General features: G+C 61.1%; 19 protein-coding genes. 13 read left to right on the forward strand and 6 right to left on the reverse strand.

Features of this window, described 5'->3' with window-relative positions; all coding sequences use genetic code 11:
* Positions 1-5 precede the first annotated feature (5 nt).
* The 5 genes from F550_RS0113280 (at position 6) to F550_RS0113300 (ending at position 2,835) form a co-directional block, all read left to right on the forward strand.
* Positions 6-440: a hypothetical protein gene (locus F550_RS0113280; protein ID WP_018149061.1), complete on the forward strand. Its 435-nt coding sequence runs from the start codon at positions 6-8 to the stop codon at positions 438-440.
* A 58-nt stretch (positions 441-498) separates the two neighbouring features.
* The gene (locus tag F550_RS0113285) at positions 499-876 is read left to right on the forward strand and encodes a nuclear transport factor 2 family protein (protein ID WP_018149062.1); all 378 of its coding nucleotides are present in this window, start codon (positions 499-501) and stop codon (positions 874-876) included.
* Positions 873-1,421 (forward strand): GNAT family N-acetyltransferase, encoded by a 549-nt coding sequence (locus F550_RS0113290; RefSeq protein WP_018149063.1) that lies wholly within the window; start codon positions 873-875, stop codon positions 1,419-1,421. Before F550_RS0113285 ends, F550_RS0113290 begins: the two co-directional genes overlap by 4 nt.
* Before the next feature lie 33 nt (positions 1,422-1,454).
* Positions 1,455-2,417 (forward strand): acetyl-CoA carboxylase carboxyltransferase subunit alpha, encoded by a 963-nt coding sequence (locus F550_RS0113295; RefSeq protein ID WP_018149064.1) that lies wholly within the window; start codon positions 1,455-1,457, stop codon positions 2,415-2,417.
* A gap of 97 nt (positions 2,418-2,514) precedes the next feature.
* Positions 2,515-2,835: a DMT family transporter gene (locus tag F550_RS0113300; protein WP_018149065.1), complete on the forward strand. Its 321-nt coding sequence runs from the start codon at positions 2,515-2,517 to the stop codon at positions 2,833-2,835.
* Positions 2,836-2,845: 10 nt separating this feature from the next.
* Here the strand turns inward: F550_RS0113300 and F550_RS0113305 are convergent, their stop codons facing one another.
* The 3 genes from F550_RS0113305 to F550_RS17885 form a co-directional block, all read right to left on the reverse strand.
* Positions 2,846-3,955 carry an HPP family protein gene (locus tag F550_RS0113305; RefSeq protein ID WP_018149066.1) on the reverse strand — a complete coding sequence of 370 codons (1,110 nt, stop codon included), beginning with the start codon at positions 3,953-3,955 and terminating at the stop codon, positions 2,846-2,848.
* A gap of 152 nt (positions 3,956-4,107) precedes the next feature.
* On the reverse strand, positions 4,108-4,527 hold the full coding sequence (locus tag F550_RS0113310; protein ID WP_018149067.1) for a GFA family protein: 420 nt from the start codon (positions 4,525-4,527) through the stop codon (positions 4,108-4,110).
* A 30-nt stretch (positions 4,528-4,557) separates the two neighbouring features.
* Positions 4,558-4,812: a TraR/DksA family transcriptional regulator gene (locus F550_RS17885; protein WP_156807938.1), complete on the reverse strand. Its 255-nt coding sequence runs from the start codon at positions 4,810-4,812 to the stop codon at positions 4,558-4,560.
* A gap of 102 nt (positions 4,813-4,914) precedes the next feature.
* On the opposite strand from F550_RS17885, the gene F550_RS0113320 reads away from it, so the two are divergent.
* Both F550_RS0113320 and F550_RS0113325 read left to right on the forward strand, forming a co-directional pair.
* Positions 4,915-5,877 carry an ABC transporter ATP-binding protein gene (locus F550_RS0113320; RefSeq protein ID WP_018149069.1) on the forward strand — a complete coding sequence of 321 codons (963 nt, stop codon included), beginning with the start codon at positions 4,915-4,917 and terminating at the stop codon, positions 5,875-5,877.
* Positions 5,874-7,331 (forward strand): ABC transporter permease, encoded by a 1,458-nt coding sequence (locus tag F550_RS0113325; RefSeq protein WP_018149070.1) that lies wholly within the window; start codon positions 5,874-5,876, stop codon positions 7,329-7,331. The genes F550_RS0113320 and F550_RS0113325 overlap by 4 nt, the downstream gene beginning before the upstream one ends.
* A gap of 292 nt (positions 7,332-7,623) precedes the next feature.
* Here the strand turns inward: F550_RS0113325 and rpsU are convergent, their stop codons facing one another.
* Positions 7,624-7,881 (reverse strand): 30S ribosomal protein S21, encoded by a 258-nt coding sequence (rpsU, locus tag F550_RS0113335; protein WP_051076837.1) that lies wholly within the window; start codon positions 7,879-7,881, stop codon positions 7,624-7,626.
* A 77-nt stretch (positions 7,882-7,958) separates the two neighbouring features.
* Between rpsU and F550_RS0113340 the strand changes: the two genes are divergently transcribed.
* The 3 genes from F550_RS0113340 to F550_RS0113350 all read left to right on the forward strand — a co-directional run bounded on the left by F550_RS0113340 (position 7,959) and on the right by F550_RS0113350 (position 10,176).
* Positions 7,959-8,594, forward strand: coding sequence for a COQ9 family protein (locus F550_RS0113340; RefSeq protein ID WP_018149073.1), 636 nt, complete (start codon positions 7,959-7,961; stop codon positions 8,592-8,594).
* A gap of 41 nt (positions 8,595-8,635) precedes the next feature.
* Entirely contained in the window at positions 8,636-9,574 is a 939-nt protein-coding gene (locus tag F550_RS0113345; protein WP_018149074.1) for a DUF481 domain-containing protein, read from the forward strand.
* Between the two features lie 146 nt (positions 9,575-9,720).
* Entirely contained in the window at positions 9,721-10,176 is a 456-nt protein-coding gene (locus tag F550_RS0113350; protein ID WP_018149075.1) for a helix-turn-helix domain-containing protein, read from the forward strand.
* A gap of 34 nt (positions 10,177-10,210) precedes the next feature.
* Here the strand turns inward: F550_RS0113350 and F550_RS0113355 are convergent, their stop codons facing one another.
* A complete protein-coding gene (locus F550_RS0113355; RefSeq protein WP_018149076.1) occupies positions 10,211-11,284 on the reverse strand; it encodes a 5-(carboxyamino)imidazole ribonucleotide synthase in 1,074 nt (357 codons plus the stop codon).
* Positions 11,281-11,772, reverse strand: coding sequence for a 5-(carboxyamino)imidazole ribonucleotide mutase (gene purE / locus F550_RS0113360; RefSeq protein ID WP_026180775.1), 492 nt, complete (start codon positions 11,770-11,772; stop codon positions 11,281-11,283). Before purE ends, F550_RS0113355 begins: the two co-directional genes overlap by 4 nt.
* A gap of 108 nt (positions 11,773-11,880) precedes the next feature.
* Between purE and F550_RS17890 the strand changes: the two genes are divergently transcribed.
* The 3 genes from F550_RS17890 to F550_RS0113375 all read left to right on the forward strand — a co-directional run bounded on the left by F550_RS17890 (position 11,881) and on the right by F550_RS0113375 (position 13,698).
* Positions 11,881-12,582 carry a GGDEF domain-containing protein gene (locus F550_RS17890; RefSeq protein ID WP_018149078.1) on the forward strand — a complete coding sequence of 234 codons (702 nt, stop codon included), beginning with the start codon at positions 11,881-11,883 and terminating at the stop codon, positions 12,580-12,582.
* 117 nt (positions 12,583-12,699) lie between these two features.
* Complete coding sequence (locus tag F550_RS17895; protein ID WP_018149079.1) at positions 12,700-12,867, forward strand: YdcH family protein; 168 nt, start codon at positions 12,700-12,702, stop codon at positions 12,865-12,867.
* Positions 12,868-12,927: 60 nt separating this feature from the next.
* Entirely contained in the window at positions 12,928-13,698 is a 771-nt protein-coding gene (locus F550_RS0113375) for an SDR family NAD(P)-dependent oxidoreductase (protein WP_018149080.1), read from the forward strand.
* The last annotated feature ends 13 nt before the right edge of the window (positions 13,699-13,711 follow it).

Below are 13,711 nucleotides of genomic sequence, written 5' to 3' on the forward strand. Positions count from 1 at the left end.
AGCGCATGAAACACATCCTCCCGGCCGCGCTGGCGGCCCTTTCGCTTGCATCTTTTGCTCATGCCCAGCAGAGCGAGGTGTGGCGCACCGAGATCGGCACCGTCGTCTATGACCATGAGACGCCCAATGGCGAGGCGGTGCTGACCTTTCCGATTGCGGGCAGCGCGCAGCGCGGCGTGGCCTTCATTCCGGAGCTTGCCGGGCAGCAGACGGGGCGCGGTGTCTATTACGGTCTCTGGATAGAGCCTGACGGGTCTGGCGCGCCAGCCTGCGACTTTTCGATCACCGATCCGGAGACAGGAACACCGCGCCAGACATGGGGGCGGATCCAGATGATCTTCGTCGATCCGGGTGTTCCTTCAAGCTGGGTCTTGCGCCGGGGCTATTGTTTCGACGACTATTCGGAATTCCTGATCGGGCGTCCGGTCACGGGTGGTTAGATAAAGGGGCAAGCGCGTGGTCACAAAGACGGGGTATTCGAAAAACCTGCAGGGCTGGATGGACTATTTTCATGGTCCCCATGACGCCGCCGCGCTGGACGCCATCCTGCATGATGATGTCGTCTTCCAGAGCCCGATCGTCCATACGCCCCAGCGCGGCAAGGCGATCACCATGATGTATCTTGGTGCAGCCGGGCAGACGCTGGGCGGGGATGATTTTCGCTATGTCCGGGTCTTTGATTGCGGTGACAAGGCCGTGCTGGAATTCGAAACCGAGATGGACGGGGTGCACGTCAACGGCATCGACATGATCGAGTGGGATGAGGATGGTCTCATCACCGATTTCAAGGTCATGGTGCGGCCCCTCAAGGCGATCGAGACGGTGCACGCGTCGATGAAGGCGATGCTGGAGCAGATGAAGGGCGCGCGCCGGTGATCGCGCGGCCCGTACCGGTCATCCTGACTGAGCGACTGAAGCTGCGCGCGCATGAGGCGTCGGATTTCAGGGCGCTGGCGACCCATTGGAGCCACCCGGAGACGATCCGCTTTATCGGCGGCACGGCCCGTTCCGAGCAGGATGTCTGGTCGCGCAATGTGCTGCGCAACCGGGGGCTCTGGGAGGTGCTCGGCTATGGCTACTGGCTGGTTGAGGAGCGCCGGACAGGAGCTTTTGTCGGCGAGGTCGGCTTTGCAGACTTTCACCGCGAGACCGAGCCGAGCTTCTGGGGCGTGCCGGAATGTGGCTGGGTGATTTCGCCGGAGCGGTTCGGAAGGGGTTATGCCAGCGAGGCCGTGAAGGCGGCGCATGACTGGCTGGATGAGGCCTCTGGCGAGGAGAAATGCTGCTGCATTATCGACCATGACAACGCCGCCTCGATCAGGATTGCCGGGAAGATGGGCTATGTCCAGCAAGGCACCGTCCGCTTCAATGGCGAGGATGTGATGTATTTCGAGCGTGCCAAGGGCGGCTTCACAGCCTAGGAATCGCCTCAAATCAGAACTAGGTTCAACGTCATGCCAACGACATATCTCGATTTTGAAAAGCCCATTGCCGAGCTTGAGACCAAGATTGCCGAGCTTGAAGCGGTGTCCCAGCAGGGCGAAGGTCCGTCGATTTCCGATGAACTGAAGAAGCTCAAGGACAAGGCGGCCAAGCAGCTGAAGGACACGTATTCCTCGCTGACGCCATGGCGCAAGACGCAGGTTGCGCGCCATCCGGAACGCCCGCACTTCAGTGATTATATCGAGCATCTGTTCGACGACTTCCAGGAGCTCGCCGGCGACCGTGTCTTTGGGAATGACGAGGCGGTTATCGGGGGTCTTGCGACTTTCCGCGGCCAGAGCGTCGTTATCATGGGCCACGAAAAAGGCCGCAATACCGAAAGCCGCCTGCGCCATAATTTCGGCATGGCGCATCCGGAGGGCTATCGCAAAGCGGTGCGCCTCATGGATCTGGCCGACAAGTTCAAGCTGCCGGTTCTCTCCTTCGTCGATACGGCAGGCGCATTTCCCGGCAAGGCCGGCGAAGAACGCGGCCAGGCCGAAGCGATTGCGCGGTCAACCGAACGCTGCCTGACGCTGACCGTGCCGATGGTTTCGCTGATTATCGGTGAGGGCGGCTCTGGCGGGGCCATTGCCATTGCGGCGGCCAACAAGGTGCTGATGATGGAGCATTCCATCTATTCAGTGATTTCGCCTGAAGGCTGCGCATCGATCCTCTACCGCGACTCTGCCAAGGCGCGCGACGCGGCAGAAGCCATGAAGATCACGTCGGAAGACCTTCTGAAGCTGAAAATCGTCGATGCAGTCGTAAAAGAGCCGCTCGGCGGGGCGCACCGCGATCCGCAGCGGGCTGTCAGCCAGGCTGGCAAGACAATCGAAAAAGCGCTCGGCGACCTGGAAGGCCTCTCGCCTGCAGAATTGAAGCGCCAACGGCGTGAGCGCTTCTACGCGATCGGACGCGAAGGCCTGAACTAGGATCGACGCGTCCACAATCGACAAAGGCAGGCCACGTCCGCGCCCTCATGGGAGACAAGTCCGGGACGGCCCGGCACTTTTCTGATGGGGGCATGTCTTGGCGTGGATCATCCTTTTTATTGCCGGACTGCTTGAGGTGGTCTGGGCCTATTTCATGAAACAGTCGGCCGGGTTCACCCGGCTCTGGCCGAGCGTCATCACGCTGACGGCGATGACTGGCAGCTTTGCGCTTCTGTCTTGGTCGATGCGCGTCCTGCCGCTCGGGACCGCCTATACGGTCTGGACGGGGATCGGGGCCGTCGGGGCGTTTGCGCTCGGTGTCATGTTTCTGGGCGAAAGCCTGAACCTGATGCGGCTGACGGCGGCGCTGCTGATCCTGTCTGGCCTGGTGCTGATGCGGCTTTCGGCCACCAGCTGAGTTTGCCTTGTCAGGCTTCCGCCCGTTCTTCTGCGCCCGACAATAGCAAAGCGATAATATCCGAGCGTGTCAGGATCCCGACGGGTTTATCGCCATCGGTGATGAGGATGCTCTGAATGCCATTCTTCGCAAAGCGGTTGAGCAGTGTGCCCACAGGCGCTGAGGATGGCGCGGTTGGATCTGGTCTCCTCATGAGGCTACCCGCGTTGACCTGAGCGTTCTTCAACCGGCTCGGGCGCTTTACTTGAGTAATGGCCTCAATGAGATCGCTTTCCCTTATATTGCCAGTCAGACGGCCATCACCCGAAATGACGGGCAGGCTCTTCAGGCCATGGGTTCGGAAAAGCCTGATAATCTGTTCGAGTGGATCGTCAGGACGGACCATAATAAGCGGGGTGGACATGACATCTCTGCAGCTGACGCCGTCAAAACGATGATGCGCCGCCTCTTCTTCGGCGGCTGCCAGCAACCGGCTGAGATCCGCGATGCCCATATTGGGCGACTGGTTGAAGCGTTGAAGCAGATCGGCGAGCTCCGCACTCGATAGTCCGAGACGCAGCTCACGGGTCTTGTTTTCTGGCGGAAGCCTGAAGGGATAAACGCGCCCCGTAAGTCGGTTATAGACTATGCCGGTCAGCACCAGGGCCACGGTCAGGGCGCCTACCGGGATGAAGGCAAACGCGAAACCGGTTTCGAGAATCGTTGTGCGTTCGACTGCGGCGAGGAGAGCCACGGCTCCTCCGGGCGGGTGAAGGCTTTTTGTCAGGAACATGAAAAGAATGGTCAGCCCGACTGCAAGTGCGGGCGCCCAGGCCGGCGGCGCAAGCAGGACAACGGCGACAGCAACAAGTCCGGACACCACATTTCCGATGATGGCAGACCATGGCTGTGCCAGCGGCGAGTTCGGCACGGCAAAGACCAGAACCGCAGATGCCCCCAGCGGTGCTATGAGATAGAGAGGCAAATCCCAGGGCGCGGGCAGCAATAGGGTGAACAAGGTGCAAACCCCGATCCCCACGAATGCGCCGAAGGATGCACGTAGCGCCTCTGTCTTTCTGGCCGGTGGAAGGGCAGGCAGAAAATGTCGGAAGAGTGCCGCCGCGCGTTGCCCAAAAGACATGCTTGTACTCCTCGCCAGCCCGGTGACGCCTTTCTCAACGACGCTGGATCGTCAAATACGATTGGGGTCAAGAGGCCTGGCTGGAACGTGCGTCGGGTGCAGGCATGCCTACCTGTTGCAAGGAACGCTCATTTGCAGCGTCTCGTGCGCGCTTACCAGCGTTCGCCATCACTTATGGCGATAGCGGATCGCCTGAAATCGAACGCGCCTTCACCGATCCAGCTTTTGCCGTCCGGGAACTGGACTTCGATGCCCTTCAGGTCGTCAGGGTCGAACAGGCGCATATTCACGCCCACCATGTCGTCAGTGCCGTGCTCGCGCTTGAACGCGTCCGTCCGCACCCAGTGGGTCGTCGATGCGCAGGATTTGCAGGAATGGACTTCGACCGCGGCGAGCGGTTTGTCGGTACGGGTGAAGGAGGTGGTCGGACCGCTCGTGGTTAGCGAGGCTGGCGGGAAATAGCCCCATGCCCCGCCCGACTTGCGACAGAGGCTGCAATTACAGTCGAAAATGAAGTCAGGCTTGCGGTCGATCGTGACGCTTACGCCGCCACAGAAACAGGTCGAGGTCATTGATAATCTTTCTTCCGGTGCGGAGCCTTTTCAGGCGTCCGAACAGTCCACGCAGCTTTCAATGGTGGGGTCACCATCGAGTCGGCCAAAGCCGATCTCGTCGCCGCAATAGAGGCAATAGCCGAACTTGCCAAAGTCGAGACGCTTCAGCGCCGCCTCGATACGGTTGAGGTCAACGCCGGCCTCTTGGGCTGGATCACAAACTGGTTGATCCCCCCCAATCAACTGATTGGTGCGGTGTCGCGGTTTTAATTGATTGTGCCAAAACCCCATTGGTGACTTCATGGAATTGAGCCTGCGCGCTGTTTTAAGTCTTGGCAAGGGGTAGCCAAGAAACGGGCGCTTGGATTATCGATTGTCGAGAAGTCTTCGCTTCCTGGAGGGATTATGGGGCCTGCGCCACTCGAACTCGACGCCGTCACGAAGCGCTTCGGTAGCTTCACGGCCGTCCGCGATCTCAGCATGAGCGTGCCGAAGGGGAGCATTGTCGGGTTTCTCGGCCCGAATGGGGCAGGCAAATCGACCAGTCTTCGCATGTCGCTTGGCGTGCTCAGCCCCGATGAGGGACAGGTGAACCTCTTTGGGGCGCCGCCCAATATTGAGAGCCTGCGCCATGTCGGCTTCCTTCCGGAAGAACGCGGCCTCTACAAGAAGATGAGCCCGCGGGCGATTATCTCCTACTTCGCGCGCCTGAAAGGCATGGGCGCCAGCGAAAGCCGCAAGCGGGCCGATGAGATGCTGGAGCGAATGGGGCTTGGCGAATTTGCACGGTCACGTGTGTCAAAACTCTCCAAAGGCATGTCGCAGAAGGTGCAGATCCTCGCCTCGCTTGCCCACCAGCCTGATTTCCTGATCCTCGATGAACCGTTCTCCGGCCTCGACCCAGTCAACCAGCAGGGCCTCGAAGACATGATCATCGAGGAACACAAGCGCGGCGCCACGATCCTGTTTTCAACTCATGTCATGGAGCATGCCGAAAGGCTGTGCGATTCCATCGTCATGATGGCGCGCGGCCGGAAGGTATTTGACGGGACACTTGATGAGGCGTTCGGGGCGCTTGGCCGAGCAGTCCTGATCGGGGTGTCCGATGGGTTTGACCTTGATGCCGCACTGAAGCCGAAAGGTTTCGAGATCAATGAGCGCAGCGGCGATATCTGGCGGGTCAGGCTGCCTGCGGGCAGGGATGCGCAGGATGCGCTGCGCGCCGCCATTGATGCGGGCGCGCCGATCACGAGTTTCCGGCCGGAAGATGCCAAGCTTCGCGATGTCTTCGTCTCGCTCGTCTCCGAGGCAGAGGCCGAAGACCTTCGCCAGTCACTTGCCGCCGATGCAGCAAGGAAAGCCGCATGATCCGTTCCATCTATCTCGTCGCGCGCCGTGATTATCTTGGCTATGTGCAGGCCTGGGGATTCTGGCTTGGCCTGCTTCTTACGCCGCTCCTGCTGACGGCGGGCATCATGGCGCCAAGCTGGGCTGAGAACTCACAGCCAACGCGCTATTACACTGTCGTCGAAACCGGCAATGCCTTCTCCACCGCGCTTCGTGCAGAGGTGGATGAGACGCGCGCCGCGACCGCAAGGCTGAGCCTCGATCCGGCAAGCATTGTTGGCGGAAGCGACCCGAATGAGGCGCTCACCACCTTCGATGAGGCATTGGATGAGGGCGCCTCAGTCGAAGAGGCCCTGGAACGTGCCGGGGCGCCGGCGATCGACCTGCCGCAGGCTGGATTTGTCTATATCGACCCGCCCGCCAGCACGCAGGAGGCGCTGACCCCCTATCTTCTCGGTGACAGTGAGATCGAGACGCCCGAGGGCCCGCAGCCGCTTTTCGCCGCGATCTTCGTTCCGGACGGCGACGGCGAGATCCAGTACTGGAGCGAGAATGTCACCTCCGACACGCTGTTGCGCCGGGCCCAGTCGGCAGAGCAGACGCTGGCCGAGCGGCGGGTCTTCGAGGCAGCTGGTGTCAATCCGGCTCTGCTGCGACAGGCCGAGCAGGACACCCGCCCGATTACCGAGCGCCGGGCCCGCCCCGCCTCGGCCGAAGCCGGGTCGCAGGTCACGATGGACGACAGGGCGCCCTTCTATGCGTCGGTGCTGATGGCCTTCATGCTCTGGTTCCTGATCTTTTCGGTCGTGAACTATCTGCTCATGGGGACGATAGAGGAGCGGTCGAACAAGATTTTTGATAGCCTTCTGACATCGGTGAAGCTGCCGCATATGCTGGCGGGCAAGCTGCTCGCCGTGTTGGCTGTGGCGCTGACGCTGATGGGGGTCTGGGCGATTGGCACCGCGATCATGGCAACCGTGTTTGGCGACATGATCGATCCGGGTATTCGCGGGCCGCTCTTTACGGTGCTTGGCTCTGTGGGCGATATCCAGCTTCTGATCCCGGCGCTGCTCAGCTTTGTGCTTGGCTATCTCATGTATGGCGCGATCTTCCTGGCGCTCGGCTCGCTCTGCGACACGATCCAGGAAGCCCAGACGCTGATGACCCCGCTGATCGTCATGCTGATGGTGCCAATGTTCATGATCACGGTGGCGATTTCCGACCCGGAGTCGCCGATCATCTCAGTCATGAGCTGGGTGCCCGTCTTCACGCCCTTCCTGCTCATCCTGCGCATTCCGACCGTGCTCCCCCTCTGGGAGATTACGGGCCTGCTTGTGCTGATGATCGCGTCGTCGCTTCTGGTCCTGTGGCTCGCGGCGCGCGTCTACATGGCTGGCGCGGTGCACGGCGCAGGTGTCGGCGATATCGGCAAATGGATTGGCAAGATCATACCGGGGAAGAAGTCGAAGGCTTGAGGGTGAAGCGCGCTTCGCGCGCACTGAGTTACGTCGCAATAAAGGCGTCACCCTCGACCGCGCAGCGGTCTGAGGGTCTATCGCCAGCCATCTCCGCAAGAGCGACGACCGGTTTGAGCTTCGGATATGAATAGCCAGTCCATGGTTCGACTTCGCTCACCATGTCGCGCTGTGTTTGCCGACATGGTGAGCGAAGTCGAACCATGAGTCACAGCCACATATGCCGCCCATGAAAAAACCCCTCCGGCGGGGCCGAAGGGGTCAATTTCACGCCAGATAGGCGGGCTGGTGTCTAGGCCAGACCCTCGCGCTGGGCGCGCTTACGAGCAAGTTTGCGAGCGCGGCGCACAGCTTCTGCTTTCTGGCGAGCCTTCTTTTCGGAAGGCTTTTCGAAATGCGTGCGGGATTTCATTTCCCGGAAGAGGCCTTCACGCTGCATTTTCTTTTTCAGCGCGCGAAGGGCTTGTTCGACATTGTTGTCGCGGACGACGATCTGTACGATGTTCAAATCTCCATTTGTTTTCCCAGCCGGTAGAGCCAACTGAGACATAGTCTGGCGTGATCAGATACTTGTGAAGGCGCGCCTATAACACCAATTTTTGAGCTTGCCTACTCCCGGAGCCAGCAATGACAGCACAACGCCCGTCGATACGACTACAGGATAAGTGGCTCGATACGCTGCTTCCGCATGTGGCTGACATGGGGTGGACGGATCAGGCCGTTACTCTAGCAGCGCGCGAGGCCGGATTAAGTTCCGAAGAAACCGCACTGGCGGCCCCAAATGGCGTCAGCGATCTGCTTGAGCGCTTCTTCGACCGGGCCGAGGAGGACATGCAGGCAGCGCTGGAGGCCCAGGACCTCTCGGCGCTTCGCACCCATGAGAAAGTGGCAGCCGGCATCAGGGCCTGGCTGGGCGCGCTGGAGCCGCACCGCGAGGCGGTCAGGCGTGCGGCTGCGCGTGGTTTCCTGCCATGGAACGCGCCAGACGCCGCCCAGCGGACGTGGAAGACAGCCGATGCGATCTGGACGGCGGCGGGTGACACGGCGACGGACTATAACCGGGAAACCAAGCGCGGCCTTCTGTCTGCGGTGCTGCCGACTATTGTGCTCTACTGGCAGAATGAGCCCGATGAAGCCGACCTCGACGCGTTTATCGCGAAGCGCCTCGAGAATGCGATGACCTTCGGCAAGTGGGGTTCGAAGATCGCGAAGCCGGGTCTTGAGCTGCTGGACAGGTTGCGCGGGCGGGGAGACGCCGGGTAAGAGGGCCCGAAACGTCCCAATCAGACCACTGGATCGAAGGCATGTTCGACCTCTTTCTCGCGCCCGCAATCGCAGGCGGCGCCGCCCCGGCCATTCTCAGCCCCGAAGCTGAAGAGCTGCCGCGCGCTGTTCACCGGATGATATCAGCAGCGATGAACACGCAGGACCCGGTTCAGCTGGAGGCGGTGACGGCGGCTGCGAAGATGGCCTATCCGCAGCATGCCGAGAAAATCGATGCGATCGTGGAAGACCTGAAGTTGCCGGTTGAGCCAATGCGGATCCAGCCGGTCGTTGTGCCAGCGCCGCAGCCGGCACGGTTCGAGCGGGTAGACTATTGGGAAGACCGCAATGGTGAGATCTCACTGAGCGCAGCAGAAACCAGTGGCAATACCGATACGCTATTTCTCGGGCTGCAGGGCAAGCTCAACCTGAAGCGCCGCTCGCAGATCCATCGGCTCGAGACATATGCGAACATGGCAGAGGCCAATGGGGTCGACAGCCAGAACAATTGGGGCGCATCCTACCAGCTCGATACGCTCTGGACCGATGCCTATTTCGGCTATGTGCGCGGGTCGTTCGCGCGTGATGACTTTGCCGGGTTCAAGACTGACGCATTTGCGGGCGTCGGGGCGGGCGCGTACCTGATACAAGGCGCGGCCATGACGCTGCGCAGTGAGTTCGGTCCGGGTTACCGGTTTCTCGATATTGCGAAGAAGGACGGCACGGTCGGCTCCATAGGTCTTTATGGCGCGGCGGAGTTCGACTGGCTCATTGATGAAGACTGGACGCTGGAGCTCGATACGAAGGTCAACTTCTCGGGGCCGACCTCTACTGTGCACCCAACGCTGCGCATGAATACGGATGTCTCAGACCATGTACAGGCGGGGCTTTCCTATGATGTGCGCTACGAGTCCAACCCGCCCTTGAAGAGCGAAAGCCTCGACAGGATCCTGCGGTTCAATGTGAAGTACAAATACTAGGCTCATCCCGCGCACTGTCTTTGAAATGGCGTCGCGCTGTCATGCCTCTGGCGGGTAACTGGCGGCCGGGTGACGTGGCCTGACGCAGCATGTTTTGGCTTTACTGCGGTTCAGCTTAAACACAGGGAACCGCGAGGGAGACCATCATGCAGTTCAAAGCCGATGCAGAGAAGATAAAACGCTGGCGCGAGGAACGTCACTGGTCGCAGGAACACCTGGCTGAACTTGCCGGGATTGGTCTTCGCACTGTTCAGCGCATCGAGAAAGGCGAGCAGGCCTCTGGTGAGTCGATCAAGGCACTGGCGGCTGCTTTCAACGTCGATGCCATGACGCTGACGGTGGATGCGAAGTCCGAAGCCGCGGAGGCGGCTGTCCGAACCCACGCAGAGGGACTTGCGGCGCTCAAGCTCTCCTTCTGGATTCACCTGGGAAGCTGGGGACTGGGCATGCTGATCTTCCTTGCGATCGGGGTCACCCAGCAGAACCTGTTTGTCATGGCCGTCCCGGCGATGTGGTGGACTGTCGGTCTAGCGGGACATGCCCTCGCCGTCATGATCGTCGCACTTGCCGGCCACTATGAGAGACAGCGGGGCCCGGCTTAGCGAAAAGCTGCTCCGAACCCAGCGCGAGGGGCCGCTAAGCGCGCCCAGTCCGCCTGACGGCATGGCCCATCTTGCGGGCGGGTTTGGCGTCGCGCTTGCCGTAGAGGGTGAGGATTGTGCCTTCGGCAAAGCTTTGCGGAGGGGCGAGGGCTTCTTCGCCGAGCAGGTTTTCCATCTCGACATCGAAGTGGCGCGTTACCGGCCCAAGCGGCCAGCCGGCGACGGCGCGGATGTGCTGTTCGAACTGGCCGGTGGCGCAGGCTTCGGGGGTCCAGTGACCTGAATTGTGGACGCGCGGGGCCATTTCATTGGCGAGCAATGTGCCGTCTTCCAGCACGAAGAGCTCCAGTGCGAGCACACCGATATGCCCCGTCTCACGGGCCAGCGTTCCCGCAAGATCCATGGCGCGGGAGATGACATCGTCAGGCAGGCCGCATGGCGCGGTGGACCGTTTGAGAATGCCGCTTTCGTGCTCATTGCGGCTGGGGTCGTAAGCGGCCATCTGACCATCGACGCCGCGGGCAATGACAACTGAAATCTCCCGCTCAAAAGGCACGAGCGCTTCCAGGATGGCGGGCGCATCGCCGATCTGGGAATACGCCGCTGCCAGGTCGTCTACGCTTCTAACGCGGACCTGACCTTTGCCGTCATAGCCGTCACGGCGCGTTTTCAGGAGGCCGTCTCCGCCGATCGCCTCAAGTGCGGTCTTGAGCTGTTCGACGCTGTCGACCGGCTCAAAGCGGCCTGTCTCGATACCGATCACGTTGAGGAACTGCTTTTCCGAGAGGCGGTCCTGGGAGACTTCCAACGACTTGATGCCGGGCCGGACGTCCGCGCCGAGGGTTGTCAGATGCGCGATCGAGGCGACAGGGATGTTCTCGAACTCATAGGTGATGACGTCACACGCTTCGGCGAACATCTTGAGCGCGTCTTCATCTTCATAATCTGCGTCGATGTGGCGGGCAGCTACACGCGCGGCAGGTGGGCTTTCGCCGGGGACGAGGATGACCACGTCAAACCCGAGACGCGCCGCGGCGCCCGCAAGCATGCGGCCAAGCTGGCCGCCGCCGAGGATGCCAATGGTCGATCCAGCGGGCAGCGGGCTCATCCCTCCGGCGCCTCGCCAACGCTGTCGGTCTGGGCCTTGCGGTAAGCATCAAGGCGCGTGGAGACCTCGCTATCATGCAGGGCAATGATGGACGCCGCCAGCAGGGCTGCGTTGATGGCCCCCGATTCGCCGATGGCAAGCGTGCCGACAGGCACGCCTTTTGGCATCTGAACGATGGACAGAAGGCTATCCATGCCTTTCAGGGCCTTCGACTGGACCGGGACGCCGAGCACAGGCAGCGGCGTCATGGCGGCCGTCATGCCGGGAAGGTGGGCTGCGCCGCCTGCGCCTGCAATAATGACCTTCAGGCCGCGATCCCTGGCTGATTTGGCGTATTCCGACAGCCGGTCGGGCGTGCGGTGGGCAGAGACGATGCGTGCCTCATGGGCGACGCCGAGTGCCTCCAGCGTCTCGCAGGCAAGCTTCATCACCGGCCAGTCTGACTGACTGCCCATGATTACGCCGACGCTTGGTGGGGATGCGCTCATCCAACGGCTCCCGTCCTTGAGGAAGCGGCACAACATAGGCACGGCCCCTTATGCGTCAAGCCGTGTCTTCTTCTGGTGAAAACGGCCCGCTGGCCTTATAGTCGCAGCATGGACAAGGCTTCTGACACCAAGATGCGCGAGAAGACGGATGCGCGCCGTCATGGACCGGCGGACCGGCTGCTTGAGGCGCTGGCGGTTGACCCGGCAGACAGCGATACGAAGACCGCGGCGGCGCTGCGGGCCCTCGCCGAAGAGGTTCTGTTCCTGCGCGGACAGGAAGCACGCCTCAATCGATCGCTCGCCGTTGCCGAGGCTCTTGCCGACCGCGACGCGCTCTGCCCGGTCTTCAATCGCCGCGCCTTTACGCGGGAATTGTCGCGCGAAATGGCGCTTTCGCGGCGCCACGGCGCCTCGCTCTGCCTCGTCTATATCGACCTTGATGGCTTCAAGCTGGTCAACGACCGGTTCGGGCATCCTGCAGGCGATCATGCGCTGAAATCGGTCTGCCGCCTGATCGAGGCGAGCATTCGCGAAACCGATATTGTTGGACGGCTGGGCGGGGACGAGTTCGGCGTCATCCTCTCGCATGCGCTGAAAGGCGACGCCGAGCTGAAGACGGCGCAGCTTAGCGAATGTATCGGCGATCTGGTGATCAGCGCGCCTGAAGGCCAGACCGGCGAACCGGTCGCGCTCGGCGCTTCATGCGGGATCGTCCAGTGGGACGGCCAGATGGGGCCTGACACGCTGATTGCGGCGGCCGATGAGGCCATGTTCCGTGCAAAGGCTGCCCGCAAAAAAGCCGCTGAATGAAATCCTCTTCATGCGAAGCGATTTTTGGTCCGGCCCTAGTGACCGCCCTTTTAAGTTGTGATTTACTGTGACCAGAAAAGCACAGTTTTCTCTTCAGCAAGAAAGGAGCATGATACAGTGTCACTTCAAGGACGTATCACCGAACTCTCTAACCGCCACCAGCGTCTTGATGAGGAAATCGAGCAGGAACACAAACGCCCTGCCGCCGACGAAATCCGGCTTCACGATCTGAAGCGCCGCAAGCTCAGGATCAAGGAAGAGCTCTCCAACCTTAAAACGAACTAGACCGGCTTGTCTGGCGTTACCTGATCCGGCGGGACGCTACCTGCCGGTTCAGGAGCCCAGATGGATCAGCCCGTTACTCTCATTCTCGGCCTCGGTCAGATGACCGGTGAGGCCGTTGCACGACGGTTTGCCGATGAAGGCCACGCCGTCATTGCATGCGACCCAAGCCTGAAGCGCGTCGAGAAATTCTCTGACAGCCTTCGCGACAGGGCGATCGTCCACCAGGAAGACCTCGACACGCGTATCGGCGTAAAGAATGCGCTGGCCGCCGCGCTGGAAGCCTATGGCAAGGTCGACCATATCGTTGCCGTCCCGCCGATCCCACCCAAAACCCCCTTTGTAGAGCTTGATCTCGCCGAGTTCGAGAAGGTCCATTCAAAGGCCCTGCGCACGTCTATCCTGACCCTTCAGATGTTTGAGAGACATGTGGCCAAGCGCGTCGAGGAAGCTGGCGAAACGCTCGGACGCAGGAAGCAGCTCGGCTCAGTGACCTTTGTGCTGTCGCTCTCTGCCCAGCAGGTGAATGAGGGCGATTTTGCCGACGCGGTCGTCCAGCATTCGATACTGGGCGTTATGCGCTCCGGCGCCGTGGATCTCGCCTCGAAGGGTATTCGCGTCAATGCGATCTGCGCGCTCCGGCCGCGGGCCGAGAATGAGGACCCCTGGCTGAAAAAGCGGACCCCGCTTGGCCGCGCCAGTCTCGCAGATGAAATCGCCGATGCGGCGCTTTACCTGTCGCTTGCAAAGTCTGCGATCATCACGGGCGAAACGCTGACCATGGATGGCGGTCGCTCCCGCCTCAGCGGCCTGATCGACGATTTCGACGACTGAGCGTCCAGGTCCG

Origin of the sequence: Henriciella marina DSM 19595, from assembly GCF_000376805.1 — a bacterium.
GTDB classification, from domain to species: domain Bacteria; phylum Pseudomonadota; class Alphaproteobacteria; order Caulobacterales; family Hyphomonadaceae; genus Henriciella; species Henriciella marina.